Source organism: Lentzea sp. CC55 (assembly GCF_021056325.1).
Lineage (GTDB): Bacteria > Actinomycetota > Actinomycetes > Mycobacteriales > Pseudonocardiaceae > Lentzea > Lentzea jiangxiensis.
In genome coordinates this window covers 1-13466 of record NZ_JAJCXE010000056.1, presented here as the reverse complement: position 1 = coordinate 13466, position 13466 = coordinate 1, and the positions used below count along the sequence as shown (strand labels likewise).

Sequence of the window (13466 nt, the reverse complement as noted above, 5' to 3'; positions counted from 1 at the left end):
CACGGCGCCGATTCGCTCTCAACGGCAGCCAGGGAGGCGTTCCAGAAGTCGGCGTAGCGGCCGCCACAGCACAACAGCTCGTCGTGGCAGCCTTCTTCCACTATCCGACCGCCATCGAGAAGAGGGATGCGATCGGCGCGTCGGACCGCCCGCATCCGGCGCGCAAGTCTTGAACCGCACCGGCCACAGTTCCCGAGCACCCGCCGCGGCTTCGAACGGATGCGGACGGAGGTCACCTGCGAACGACAGCGGGCCATCTACCTGTGGTCACCGTCCGGAGAAGCCATTCCAGCGGCCCGTAGCGGTGGCTGCGAAGCCACAGCGCGCTGAGCACGAGCTGGATCGCGTAGATGCCGAGGACGACCCCGACGACCGCGACGTAGGACAGCCGGCCCACCAAGCCGAACCCGTACGCGGTGAAGACGACGCCCAACATGACCGATTGCAGGATGTAGTTCGACAGCGCGACGCGGCCCGCCGGGGCGAACACCTCGGCGACCCGTGTGTCGAACAGGCGCAGCAGCGCGGCGACATAGGCACCGGTGAGCAGTGGCGCGGTGAGGATGCTGACGCCCATCGCGAGGGTTTCGAGGCCGCTTCCCGGGCGGTTCACCACGACGTAGGCGTAGAAGGCGGCTCCGGTGAGTCCGATCGGCGCGCCGACGCGCAGCAGCCACGACCACAGTGCCCGGTACCGCCACGGTTCGGCGAGCACCTGCCGCTTGCCTGCCGCGAACCCGAGCAGGAACATCGCCATTGCGCTGGGGGCCTGCACGAACACGACGAGTTGGAGCGTTTCGGGCAGCCGCCGCAGGTGTTCGGCGACCACCGTCTCGGGAGTCCCCTGGTAGGCGGCCACCGTTTCGGCGACCCGTGCGGACACCGCGGTGGCGTCGATCGGGGTGTGGGTGAACACGTCGAGGACTCCCAACAGTGTCCACAACACGCCACTGACGCAAAGCAGGCTCACCGCCAGCCACACCGCGCGCTGGGGAGAGATGCCGCGCAGCATCAGCAGTACGAGGCCGAGCACTGCGTAGGTGGTGAGGATGTCGCCGTGGAACAGCAGCACGGCGTGCGCGGAGCCGATCGCCATGAGCCCGGCGTGCCGTCGCAGCATCCGCGGCCAGAACGCGGCGCCCGCGCGGGCCGCGGAGTCCATCTGCAACGTGAAGCTGTACCCGAACAGGAACGAGAACAGCAGGTAGAACTTGGTCTCGAAGAACATCGAGACGATCCACTGGATGACCGGATCGCGTGCCGGGTCGGCGATCCCGGAGACGTAGTAGCCGGTCGCGAACGCCCACACGTTCACAGCCAGGATGCCGAACAGGGCGAACCCGCGCAGCGCGTCCAACCGCACGAGGCGGGAGTTGGTCGTCACGACGTACCTTTCATAGATCGATCAGTCGGTCTAATATTGATGGCGGTGATCCTCCCCCGTCAACCTCCTGGTTGAATCGAGCCATGCGCACCGTCGACCCAGCCAAGCGCCAGGCGAAGCGACTCCAGATCCTGGAGGCCGCGGCGCGGTGCTTCGCGCGAGCTGGGTTCGGTCAGACCCGCACCGCCGACATCTGTGCCGAGGCGGGCATGAGCCCCGGCAACCTGTTCTACTACTTCGGCAGCAAGCAGGAGATCTTCGCCGCGGTCGTCGAACAGGACGGTGTCGACACGTCGGCACTGTTCGCCGACCTGTCCACCGCCGAGCCCTGGGACGCGCTGACGAGGTTCTTCGACCTGGTGATCGACCTGGCTTCGGACACGGAGTACGCCCGCCTCGTCCTCGAGATCTCCGCTCAGGCCCACCGCGACGAACAGATCGCGGCATTGGTCGCGACCAACGACCGGTCGGTGCGGTCCGGTCTGGCCGACCTCGTCGAGCGAGCCACCGAGGCGGGCCGGATCGACCCCGGACTGGACCCGGTGACGACCGCCACCTGGCTCGCCACCCTGGTGGACGGCTTGTTCAACCGCGTCGCGGTGGACGCGAGCTTCGCACCGGAGCGCGAACGCGAAACACTACGACTGGTTCTCAGCCGGCTTCTGCGCCCTGCGACCCGAGCCGAATCCTGACGTTCCAGTGGTGTGGCGCCCGGTACGGCCGGCGCCGGTTCATTTCGGATGACCGCCGGACGCGCAGCCGCCAGAATCTGCCGCATGCTGAATCCGCCGCAGATCCGCAGCCGCCTGGGTGAGAGTGCCGCTGCGGCCTGGCAGGGCGACCGGTTCGTCCTGGACGAGACCGCGTCCTGGCTCACCTCGGTGACCGCACGCGAGTTGCTGCGGATCGACCACGATGCTCGCCGGTTCCGCTACGAGGTGCCGGCGTTGGGAGAGCCGGAGAAGTGGACGAGCGAGGTTCTGGCGAGTCCGGTGCCTGTCGTCGCGGTGCTGGCCGGCATGCACCCGAACGGATACGTGCGTGAGCGCGCCGTTCGGTCGCTGGTCACCTCCCCCGCTGCGTTGAGCGATCGCGCGCTGGCAGTCCGGGTCAGCGACCACGTCAAGGCGATCCGCGAAGTGGCTGTGCGTGAGGTGCTGCGACGACGGACGTTGGACAACGCCGACCGCGTGGTGCCGCTGCTGCATCGCATCGAGCAGCGCGGCCGGGGCTTCGAGGTCCTGGACCTGTACCTGCGCGCATTGGTCAGCGAGCACGGTGAGGCGAACGTGTGGGCCCGCTTGCGGAGTTCCGCGGACCACGACCTCCGGCGCGCCGCCTTCCGGCACAGCTTCGACTCCGGACTGCTCGGGCTGCCGGACGCGATCGCGCTGCTGCCCGGCGAGAGGGACCAGGTCGTCCGGCAGCGGCTCATCGGCATCATCGCCGGCTCGGCGGCTCCCGACACCATCTCCAGGGTGTTGCTGCGAGACCGGGCCGCCGAGAGCCGCACCCTGGCCTTGGTGAAGCTGACGGCCGCGCAGCTCGACCCGGCCGACGTGGAGCGGCTTCTGCTCGACTCCTCTGTGCTCACCCGCGTGTGGGCTCGTCGTCGCTGGCAGGAGATGGGACGCGATCCAGTCGCCGTCTACGCCACGTCCGCGCGTTCCACCGCCACGCCGGTCGTGCGCGCTCGCGCCTACATCGGCCTCGCCGAGACCGGCACCGCCATCGAACGCCGGGAGGTCGTCGCTCTCGTCCGCGGCACGGAGCTTCCGCTGCGGAAAGCCGGCCTGTCGTTGCTGCGGAGCCGTGCCACCGCGGAGGACATCCCGTTGTTGCTCCAGTCGGTGGCCGGCGACCACTCACGAGTGGCTCGCCTGGCCGGCGAGGTCCTCGTCGACAACCCTCGCTTGTGGACAGTCACCGAACTGGCCCCGCTCAAGGCGGCCGAGGACCCGGAACTCCGCCGCCGGGCCTGGTGGATCCACCGCCGCCGCGGCGGCTGGGAGGCGGTCATCGCTGATCTCGAGCTCCTCCACGACTCCGACCCGCGGCTGGCCGGCTTGGGCCGGCAGCGCGAGCTGCCGATGTACTCGCGGCCGACCGCCACGCAGCAGCGGCGCATCACGGACCTGCTTTCCACCGCTCCCCTCGATCGCCGTCAACGTCGCTTCATCGCGTTCGCTGCCGGACTTCCCGACTTGGCTGAGCGGCTGAGCTGAACAGACGTCCGTGTTGGCGTGCTGTGCGCAGATCCTGCGCCGTCAAGACGACGAGTGGCCGGCTCGATGGAACTGAGTGCGAACCCCCGACGATCGGCAGGGGTGATCGTGGTCGATCGGCGGATCCGGCGACGACCTCCTGATCCATAGCGTTCTGGCACATGAGGACCCTCGTGGCCGGGCTGGTGCTGGCCTCCTTCCCCGGCCCCGCTCCGGCATCGATCGACACCTATCTGGACCAAGCGCTCGACGCGACCGGGCTGCCCGGCGTCTCGGTCGTCGTCACCCGCGGCGGCGAGATCGTGCACGCCACCGGTGCCGGGCACGACGCGCACGGCGATGCCGTCACCGCGAACACGCCGATGCGGGTCGCATCGGTCAGCAAGTCGTTCACCGCCGCCGCGGTGATGACGCTCGTCGAGGACGGCCGCGTCGGGCTGGACGACGAGGTGCACGACCACCTCCCCCAGCTCCCGCCGCGCATCACGGTGCGCCGCCTGCTGAACCAGACCTCCGGCATCTCCGACGCGTCCGTCGACATCGGACAGCTGACCGGGGCGCGGACGCTCGCCGAGTACGTCGACCTCCTGCGACCCGTCGACGCAGCAGAGCCGGGCACGCGATTCGCCTACAGCAACGTCAACTACAACGTCGCCGCCCGGCTGGTCGAGGTGGTTTCCGGTCAATCCTATGAGGACTACCTGCGCCAGAACGTGTTCGAGCCGCTCGGCATGCACGACAGCCGGGCGGGCGGCGACGCGCCGAACGGCTTCAACTCGCTCTACGGCGTCTGGCTCGACCGGCCCGAACTGGGCGACGGCCCGGCGGTCGGCGGGTCGGGCACGGTGATCACCACCGCGCACGACATGGGCCGCTGGCTCGTCGCGCAGAACGGCCACGGCCCGTTCGCCACCGAGTCGCTCGCGACCATGCACGAGCCGTCTGACGTGCACGACTACGGCATGGGCTGGCAGCCCGACGACAACGGCATGCTCGTGCACAGCGGCAACCTGTGGACCTACAACGCGATCCAGGCCATCGACCCCGAGTCCGGTCACGGCTACGCCGTGATGACCAACGGCGCCGGCCTCGTCGATGACACCGGCACGATCCTCGCCGGCCTGATCGCGCTGAGTCGCGGTGAGACACCGGCGAGGCCCGGCAGCTCACGGCAGCTCGTCGAGTGGGTGCTCGCCGCGATCGGGCTGCTGGCCGTCGCGCTCGGTGTGCTCGGGGTGGTGCGGGCACGGCGCTGGGCGCGACGCCAGAGCCCTCGTCACCCGTGGCTGACGGTCGCGCGGCTCGTGGTCGTGGCGCTGCCGGCGGTGCTGTTCGCGCTCTACCCGCAGGTCGTGTCGTTCGTCAGCTCGGGCCGGACGGTGCTGTGGGCGCAGCTCTGGTACTTCGCGCTGCCCCTCACGGTCACGCTCGGCGCCGCCGCGCTGGCCGGGATCGCGGTGCTCACCGCACGCGTCGTGCGGCTAGTGTCGGTCCGGTGAGTCTCGGGGTCCTCGCGGTTCTCGGCCTGGCCGGCGGGCTGAACACGGAGGGCGGCCTGCCGGTCTGGCTGGTGTGCGCCTGGCTGGTGCTGGCGGCGCTCGCGTACCTGCACGGCAGGCACGTCAACGCGCGCTTCGGCTGGCACGTCCTCACCGGGGTCGCGATCGCGGGCACAGCGGTCGTTGCTCTCCTGAAGCCCACCGAGGTGATGACGGCGCTGGTCGTCCTGCTGATCACGGTCGTGCTGCCGTGGCTCGCCGGGCGGTACCGGCGGCAACAGGCACTGCTGATCGAGGCCGAGCAGGAGCGGGTGCGGCAGCTGGAGCGCGAGCAGGAGCACGTCGCCGAGCGGGCGCGGCTGCAGGAGCGGGGCCGGCTCGCGGCGGAGCTGCACGACTCGCTCGGACACGACCTCGCACTGATCGCGCTGCGCGCGGGCGCGCTCGAGCTGTCACCGGGTCTGACCAGTGAGCACGCTCGCACGGCGAGTGCGGTGCGGGCGTCGGCGGTGGCGGCGACGGACCGGCTGCGGCAGGCGATAGCGATGGTGCGGGAACGCGACGACGTGCCACCGGTCGCAGACCTGGTGGCGAACGCGCGGCACGCGGGCATGTCCGTGACGGTCGACGGGCTCGCCGAGCTGCCGGACGTGCTGGACCAGGCCGTGCGCAGGGTCGCGCGGGAAGCGCTGACGAACGCGGCCCGCCACGCGCCGGGCGAGCCGGTGACGATGGTGGTGACGGTCGCGCAGCGGCTGGTGACGGTGGAGGTCAGGAATCCGTTGACAGGTCCGGTCGGCAGGGGCAGCGGTCTCGCGGGGCTGGCGGAGCGGCTGCGGCTGCTGGGCGGCGAGTTGGCGGTGACGGCAGAGGACGGGCTGTTCACCCTGGTCGCACGGATGCCGCTGACGTGATCAGAGTGCTGCTGGCCGACGACGAGGCCATGATCAGGGCGGGGCTGGCAGCGGTGCTGGCGACGGATCCGGAGATCACCGTGGTGGCGGAGGCGGACGACGGGCGCGCGGCCGTGGAGCTGACGCACGCGCACCGGCCGGACGTCGTGCTGATGGACATCCGCATGCCGCGCCTCGACGGCCTCGCCGCGGCCCGCGAGCTGCGCGACGTCGCCCCGGTGGTGATGCTGACGACGTTCGACGAGGACGAGTACGTGGCGCGGGCCCTGGAGGACGGCGCGAGCGGCTTCCTGCTCAAGGCAGCGGACCCGCGGGAGCTGCTGATCGCGGTGAGAGCGGTTGCCGACGGTGCCGCGTACCTGTCACCACGGGTCGCCCGCCGCGTCCTCGCCGGCCTGCGGTCGGGACTGACGCGACCGGCGGCGGCGAAGCGCAAGGTGGGGGCGCTGACCCCGCGCGAGCGCGACGTGCTGGCCCTGGTCGGGCGCGGTCTGTCGAACCAGGAGATCGCGGCACGCCTGCGCCTCGCGGAGGGCACGGTGAAGGCGCACCTCTCCGCGATCCTGCGCGGGCTGGGCGTGCAGAACCGCGTACAGGCGGCCATCACCGCATACGAGGCCGGCATGACGGAATGACCCGCTCCGGCTCCGCGACCACCGCGTCAGCCACCGCACAACATGATCCACCGAGGTTCCCCGGTTGCTCGGAGACTTCCGAACATGGTCCGGCAGGACCAGGAGGCAGTCGTCCGCGACAGCACGTGAAGCTCGTTGCGGCGGGTCCCGCGGTCGAGCGCGGTTCACCTCCTACCGGGAGATGGAGATCGCGAACTTCGCGGTTCCCAGGGCACCGGCGGTCGCGAAGAACAACGGGGCGGCATGCTCGGTGGCCAAGGCGGTGTGGACGCCGCCCAGGTCCAGGACGCTGCTTTCGGGCCATCCCAGGTCACCGAGCAAGGCTGTGACCACGGTCTTGGCTGCGCTGTCGTCGCCACTGACGAAAACGGTGGCTTGGGGCAGTGACGCCAGTGGGTCGACCATGATGGTGAAGTTCATCGTGTTGAGCGTCTTCACGACACGGGCCCGCGGGAAACGCGCCTGCACCTGCTGGGCCACGCTGTCGCCGGGGTAGGCCATCGTCATCTGCGGCGTGAGAGCCGCCGAGGGGTCGAGCACGATTCTCCCGGCCAGCACGTCATCCCCGACGGCTTCCAAGGCGCCGAGCACGGCCGTGCCCGGGATGGCGGTGACGACGACTTCACCGGACGCGACAGCCTCGCGCGGGCTCAGGGTTCCTGCTTCACCTGCGCGCGTCCGTGAGCCGTAGACCACGTGGTGACCGGCGGACGCCAGTCGTGTCCCCAGTGCGGAGCCGACCTTGCCCGTGCCGAGGATCGCGATTCTCATGGGTTCTTCCTGCAGAGGTTCGGGTGATCGACCTGTGGGGTGCGGTGCCGAGCGACGAGCAGCCGCACGTCGCGGGCTACTTGGTTTCGACCTTCGCCACAGGCGTCTCCCGGGTTTGCAGGGCCTTCACGGCGATGTCCCAGGACGTGTCGCCGGGGAGCAACCGGGAACGCAGGTAGGCCCACACCAGCGCTCGCAGCGCGGCCACTCGTCCGGGGTTCTCGTCGGAGGTCTCTGCGGCGTCGTAGCCGGAGATCCCGCCGAACAGGTGTCCCGCGCCCAGGAAGGTCAGCAGTGTCTTGTTCCCGCCGGGGCTGTGGGTGTAGGCGTCCCAGCGGTAGCTGAGCCGGGAGGAGAAGTGGGGGTTCAGGTCCTCGTCGCCGGCGATGACGAGCGCGGTGCCGGTCATCTGCCCGAAGTCGATGTGCTTCATCATCGGGTACCGCTCGGCGGCCCACGGCGAGAAGTGCTCGTCGGCGATGCCCGGTGCTCCGATCATGACGCCGGCCTTGACGCGGGGATCGGAGAGGTCCTTCTCCCGGAGGTCGTTCGGGTCACCCACCCGCGAGCCCAGCAGCAGCGAGACCGTGTGGCCACCGGCCGAGTGCCCGACCGCGGCCACCTTCTCGGTGTCGACACGGCCCGGCAGCCCTGGAACCGCGGCGAGCACCTCCTCCAGGTGGTCGAGGACGGTGTGCATGTCGACGGCGCGGTCACGCCAGAACAGCGGCGCGTCGGGCAGGTCCTGGTCGCGCAGCCCGAGCGCTGTGGAGTCCAGGTGCGTCGGCTGGACGACGACGAACCCGTGAGCGGCCCAGAAATCCGCGACGGGGCCGTAGCCGCGCAGCGAGGAGATGAAGTTGGCCATGCCGTGCCCGTGCGAGAGCAGCACCACCGGCAGGTCGGTCCCGGTCACGGGCGCCGAGATCTTGATCTCCAGCGGCACGGGCCTGTCCGGCACCTCGAGCGATACGGGGCTGTAGCTGAGGATGGGGGTGGGGTCGCTGACCGGGAAGCCGGCGGCGTCCGCGTAGGACGTGCTCATGGGTGTTCCTCTCAGACCGTTCGTCGATGAACCCGTTGCTTCACGGACTCGTGGGTGATCGACTCGACCGCCCGGCAAAAGATTGCCATGGACGGCAAGTTTGCACAAGAGTGCATTTTAGCGACGGGGTGCATGTATGCTGAGGCCTGCGCAGACGGCGATCGACGGAGTGCGGGAGCGTGGGACGGTGACCAGTGACGGTCCAGGACTTCGAGAACGGTCGAAAGCACGACGACGGCGCCTGATCCTGCACACGGCCCTGCGCCTGTTCACCGAACACGGGTACGAACGGACCACGATCGCCGACATCGCCGAGGCGGCCGAAGTCGCGCCGCGGACCGTGACGGGCTACTTCCCGTCGAAGCTCGACTTCATCACCGAATGGCCGGCGGCCATCGAGCGGCGGATCATCACGTTGCACCAGGAGGATCCCACCCTGGCGTTCATCGATCTGGTGGACAGGTGGTGGCACGACCTGCGCGACAACGTCGACCAGGAGGAAGCCGCGCTCACCCGCGCCATGGCCCTGGTCAACCCCGGCGTGGTCGCCATGGCGGAGGCCGAGGTCTCCCAGCGGACCCCGGGAACCGGCTTCCCCTTCGACGGAGCCGATCGCGACGACCTGTTCGGAGCCGCGGGCCGAGCCGCGATCAGGGGCATCACCCACGTGTTCCTCCGCGGCGTCGCCGAGGGCCGCATGACCGACGAACTCCACAACGACCTGCTGCACCTGATCCGCGTCATCGCCGACAGCACCGACGTCGGCCACGGCTCGCTCAAGCTGGACCCCTAGCGATCGAGTGGAACGAGTCGGCGTCTCGGCTCTGCCTCACCGGGCAGGACGTTCAAGATCGCGGCGGGCGCCCGGAGGGGACCACGCGGGGCCGCGCCCCGGTCGACCGGCGCAAGCTTGGTTCCCGGCACCACCTGATCACCGACGCCACCGGCGTTCTCGATGGTCGTGCTCGTCGGCGGGCATCGCAACGACGTCACCCAGTGGATCTCGCCGATCGACGCGGTCCCGCCGATCCACGGCGTGGCCGGCGACCCCAGCCGAGGGGATCGACGTGCGGCGCGCACCGGCGACAGGCCGCGGCCCGCGCGTGGATCGGCGCAGTTGCCGGAGAGCCCGCGACTACCGGAAACCTCGTGCGTTCACCTCAAAGTGTCCAACTCACCCTCGCATTCCCGTGGACGGGAGCGGACGGTGGCCTTTTCGACCGCCTTCGGCACCGCAAAGAGTGCAGTTCTGCAACTTTCACGGAAGAGGACGGAATCAGCGGAAGTACCGGCGGATCGTTGTTGATGTTCGACGATTCATGACTTCGGCATGGCGATTCACATTTCATGGCATTCACTCTTGCGAGCGTATTTGTACGCCGTTTCCGCAGGGCAACGAAATTTCGCGCTTTCATGTCCTCAGGTCTCCCGGTACTCATCTCATGCAGGAGGACAGGGAAATGGGTGGATCCAGATTCGCGATCACGGCGTCGGCCATCGCGCTGACGACCTCGGGGTTGCTCGTGGCCGCGGCAGGCGCGGCTCAAGCGGAATCGGGGTACGACAACATCAGCATGTACAAGCAGGAGAAGAGCCAGTGGTGCTGGGTCGCCTCCGGTCTGACGATCGCCAGGTACCACGGCGTCGGCAGCACGCAGACGGACTTCTGCAACCGGGCCCAGCCCTACTACGGCTGCAACAACCAGCCGGCCACGCTCGACGACATGGCCAGGGGCTGGAACAGCCTCGGCATGGCCCACCCCGGCTCGGGCCTGAACAGCGCGGCCTCGTTCAACCAGGTCTACACCGACGTCAAGGCCGCCCGTCCCGTCGGTGCGCGCATCGGGTGGACTTCGGGCGGGGGCCACATGAACGTCGTCTACGGCTTCGACACCTCGAAGAACACCATCGCGGTCGCTGACCCGTGGCCGGACACCGCCACCTACACGTGGTGGAACTACAACGACTACGTCAACAACAGCTCGTTCAAGTGGACCCACTCCCGGATCGGCATCTCCCGCTGAGGCAGGCATCATGCGTGAACCAAGAACGTCCGGACGGTGGGCAGCTTCCCGCCTTTCCCGCCTGACCGCTGTGCTGGCGCTGGGCGCATCCGCCCTGCTGTCCGCCACCGGTCCCGTCCACGCGGCCCCGGTCAACGACCCGCTCCCGGTGGACATCCCCGACTACCAGGCCGCTCTCGACGCTGTGAGGTCGACCGACGTCCGCAACGCCGTGTGCCGCTTCCTCAGCGTGCCGGTGCCCCAGGGCGGGTCCGACACGGTGCACACGATCCCGGACAAGGCCGATCCGTGCGAAGGCATGCCCGCCTTCACGATCAAGGATCCGCTGCCGGTCAGCGAGATCACGCCGGGCTTCGTCGCGGGCACGTCCCAGCCGATCGCCGCCGAGGCGGTCAAGTTGACCCGCCTGGTGTCCTCGCTGGACAGCACTGTCAACGACCGCCAGGTCACCGTCATGCTCGCCCCTACGCAGGGCGGCGGATGGCACCTGGCGGCGGTGCGCGAAGGTGACGACGACACCACCTACGCCGCCAAGGCCGGTGCGGGGACCCTGGTGTTCGCCGAGCCGCAGATCCGCGGCTGGTACCTGCTGAAGCTCATCACGGTGGAGCCGCTCAACGACCAGGCGCGGGAAGGACTGGGCGGCGGGTCGTCGATGTCGCTGAGCGACTACCAGAAGCTGGTCAAGGCCCGTTATGCCGACAAGCTGCCCGCATCGGAGTACGACACCAAGGGAATGTCGAGCGGCTACGGCAGCGCGAGCGGGGCGGAAGGCGCGTCGTCCACGGCGCCGTCCCTCGTCGGCGGTTCAAGCGCGGCGCTCGTGCTCGTGGCCGGCGCCTTCTTCCTCTTCCGCCGCCGACGCAACACCACCGGCTGAATCTTCCGCTTCGCCCCGGCACCCGGCATCCGGCCGGGGCCAGGGCGAAGCCGGGCGGCGGGTCAGCACGCGATCTGTTGCGATGCACCGCGTCTTGCAGCGCTGATCGGCATGGTGGGACGCGCATCCAGCGCGTGCGCATCTCGGGTTGCCGAGCCCGGAAGCGGGCACCACCGAAGTGCTCGAGGTCGAGGTGTGGGAGTGCACCCTCCGGCCATGGTGGCCTGACCTCGGAGGCCCGCCCTTCCGACAAGCCACATCCCGAACCTGCACCCGCGAGCCCACCACGGCTTGGACCCGTTTCAGCGATTCCGGAGCCGGGTGAGCTCGAGGCGAACGGGGTAGGTGCCGTCGTCGAAGGTTCCGGTGATCACCAGTCGATCGCCGGACTGCTCATAGACCCCGTTGGACAACAGGGGCTTGTCCTTGCGGAGCCACTGTTCCCACATCCGCAGCTCTCGCCGCGCGGGATCAACCTCGAAGTGGTGCTCGATCCACTGGTCACCGAAGCGGAAGACCACCAGGTGGGCTCGGTTGCGCTCGAAGTACAGGCGCTCAAGAGGTCGAGCAGTGCCGGCGGGTTGGTAGGTCCCGGCACGGACGTCCCAGGCACCGTCCAACGGCGTCGGCGCACGGTTGTTCTCATTGGCGATCCAGTAGGTGCCGGCGAACACAGCGACCAACACCGCGACTTGGATGACCACCCTCACGATGACCTCGCGCACACCTCGTGCGTCGGTGGAGCGCTGGTCGGTCCAGAGCACGCGCACGAGGTCAGCACGATGCCGGGCCACGACGAAACCCAGGCAGGCGGTGGTTGCCGCGGCCATCACGGTACCGCCGGCGTCGACGCCGTAGGTCAGATCGATCAGCGTGATCGTGGCGAGCACGCCCAGTCCGCCGCACGCGGCCATCAACGTGGTCTTGCGCCAGCACAGCAGTACTCCGAGAGTGATCTGGACCAGCGCGACCAGCGTGCCGAAAATCGACGAGAAGCCGAAGTAGTGCCAGGTCAGCCAAAAACCTGAGACATCACCCATCGGCTTGTCCAATTCGGACGACAGAACGGTGAACTGCGATCCGTTGAGCTTCGCGAACCCGTACAGGACGAGCACGAACGCAGCCCCGTATCGACAGAACGCGTACAACGTCCACCCCCACCGCATCGCTGCTTCTGACAACCGTGATCGCCGGACACCTGCCTGGAAGCAAAGCATCAGGTGCGAGCGTCTCATGCCCTCGGCAGCACCTCACCGCTTCTGCAAACACATTCGAACCGGCACGAGGTCGAGGTGCGGAGGCGCACCCTTCGACCATGGAGCAAGCTGTCGGGTGACAAGCCAGCGGCCTGCGTCCGCCAGCTCTGAGGTCTGCGTCTCTGAGTGATCGGACGTTAATCAATCAGGCTGACTGGTTTGCTCCACGGTGTATTTCGACGCCGACGATCTTCTGGCCCGAGTAAGTTCGATCGCGAAAGCATGACCTCCAAAAAGGGGTTCGACATGTTGAACGTCGACGACAAGAGCACCTCGGTTCGGACCACCGCACAGTTCAACTTCCTCGTTCCGCGGGCGCCGCTCATCCGTTTGTGGGCGTTGAAGACGCACTACGTCGAGGCGCCGTACATCACCGACTACGGCTCCACGGGAGGTTGTCTGGCGGTCAAGCCGAACGAAGAAGGCTCCTTCCCGTTCGAAACTGACCGTTACAACTCCGACGCTTGGACGACAGCGGAGGTCACCGACTTCGAGTTCCGGTTGCTGGGTACGAAGGACGCGCCGGTGAAGGCGTGGATCAACGTGTCGCTGGGCGAGGGCAAGCCTCCGAAGTACACCGTTTACGCGTATGACGACGGAAATTTCGCCGGCACCGTGTTCGGTCCCTACATCGCGCCCGGGATGAAGCCGAAAGCCTTCCCCGACGGCGGTGACAACTACTTCGCCGAGATGACGGACCTCGAAGGCCACTGGCTCTGGCTGTACCGGCTCTACGCGCCCGCGTCCTAGGTGTACTTGGTCATGAGGTTGGTGACTGAACGCGGCTGATGGGTGGGTGCCCGTCGAGTGCGTGGTGACCGCGTTCAGTGTTG

General features: G+C 68.5%; 13 protein-coding genes. 9 read left to right on the top strand and 4 right to left on the bottom strand.

The genetic code is table 11. The features are described 5' to 3' along the window. Window positions 1-232: 232 nt before the first annotated feature. Window positions 233-1384 carry a DUF418 domain-containing protein gene (locus tag L6E10_RS41040; RefSeq protein ID WP_236224473.1) on the bottom strand — a complete coding sequence of 384 codons (1152 nt, stop codon included), beginning with the start codon at window positions 1382-1384 and terminating at the stop codon, window positions 233-235. Window positions 1385-1467: 83 nt separating this feature from the next. Between L6E10_RS41040 and L6E10_RS35130 the strand changes: the two genes are divergently transcribed. The 5 genes from L6E10_RS35130 (at window position 1468) to L6E10_RS35110 (ending at window position 6657) form a co-directional block, all read left to right on the top strand. Continuing rightward, window positions 1468-2076 (top strand): TetR/AcrR family transcriptional regulator, encoded by a 609-nt coding sequence (locus L6E10_RS35130; protein ID WP_236224472.1) that lies wholly within the window; start codon window positions 1468-1470, stop codon window positions 2074-2076. Between the two features lie 84 nt (window positions 2077-2160). Continuing rightward, on the top strand, window positions 2161-3609 hold the full coding sequence (locus tag L6E10_RS35125) for a hypothetical protein (protein ID WP_236224471.1): 1449 nt from the start codon (window positions 2161-2163) through the stop codon (window positions 3607-3609). Window positions 3610-3770: 161 nt separating this feature from the next. Beyond that, a complete protein-coding gene (locus L6E10_RS35120; RefSeq protein WP_236224470.1) occupies window positions 3771-5108 on the top strand; it encodes a serine hydrolase in 1338 nt (445 codons plus the stop codon). Continuing rightward, a complete protein-coding gene (locus L6E10_RS35115; RefSeq protein ID WP_236224469.1) occupies window positions 5105-6022 on the top strand; it encodes a sensor histidine kinase in 918 nt (305 codons plus the stop codon). The genes L6E10_RS35120 and L6E10_RS35115 overlap by 4 nt, the downstream gene beginning before the upstream one ends. Continuing rightward, window positions 6019-6657: a response regulator transcription factor gene (locus L6E10_RS35110; protein WP_236224468.1), complete on the top strand. Its 639-nt coding sequence runs from the start codon at window positions 6019-6021 to the stop codon at window positions 6655-6657. Before L6E10_RS35115 ends, L6E10_RS35110 begins: the two co-directional genes overlap by 4 nt. A 171-nt stretch (window positions 6658-6828) precedes the next feature. Here L6E10_RS35110 and L6E10_RS35105 read toward each other — a convergent pair whose 3' ends face one another. Then, on the bottom strand, window positions 6829-7428 hold the full coding sequence (locus L6E10_RS35105) for an NADPH-dependent F420 reductase (RefSeq protein ID WP_236224467.1): 600 nt from the start codon (window positions 7426-7428) through the stop codon (window positions 6829-6831). A 76-nt stretch (window positions 7429-7504) separates the two neighbouring features. Next, on the bottom strand, window positions 7505-8473 hold the full coding sequence (locus tag L6E10_RS35100) for a chlorophyllase (RefSeq protein ID WP_236224466.1): 969 nt from the start codon (window positions 8471-8473) through the stop codon (window positions 7505-7507). Window positions 8474-8660: 187 nt separating this feature from the next. Here L6E10_RS35100 and L6E10_RS35095 point away from each other — a divergent pair, with 187 nt between their 5' ends. The 3 genes from L6E10_RS35095 to L6E10_RS35085 all read left to right on the top strand — a co-directional run bounded on the left by L6E10_RS35095 (window position 8661) and on the right by L6E10_RS35085 (window position 11377). Further along, a complete protein-coding gene (locus L6E10_RS35095; protein ID WP_236224465.1) occupies window positions 8661-9266 on the top strand; it encodes a TetR/AcrR family transcriptional regulator in 606 nt (201 codons plus the stop codon). A 667-nt stretch (window positions 9267-9933) separates the two neighbouring features. Beyond that, window positions 9934-10497, top strand: coding sequence for a papain-like cysteine protease family protein (locus L6E10_RS35090; RefSeq protein WP_236224464.1), 564 nt, complete (start codon window positions 9934-9936; stop codon window positions 10495-10497). Window positions 10498-10507: 10 nt separating this feature from the next. Next, on the top strand, window positions 10508-11377 hold the full coding sequence (locus L6E10_RS35085) for a hypothetical protein (protein ID WP_236224463.1): 870 nt from the start codon (window positions 10508-10510) through the stop codon (window positions 11375-11377). A 302-nt stretch (window positions 11378-11679) separates the two neighbouring features. Here the strand turns inward: L6E10_RS35085 and L6E10_RS35080 are convergent, their stop codons facing one another. Then, complete coding sequence (locus L6E10_RS35080) at window positions 11680-12492, bottom strand: hypothetical protein (protein WP_236224462.1); 813 nt, start codon at window positions 12490-12492, stop codon at window positions 11680-11682. A 387-nt stretch (window positions 12493-12879) separates the two neighbouring features. Between L6E10_RS35080 and L6E10_RS35075 the strand changes: the two genes are divergently transcribed. Further along, on the top strand, window positions 12880-13383 hold the full coding sequence (locus L6E10_RS35075) for a hypothetical protein (protein WP_236224461.1): 504 nt from the start codon (window positions 12880-12882) through the stop codon (window positions 13381-13383). Window positions 13384-13466: the final 83 nt, after the last annotated feature.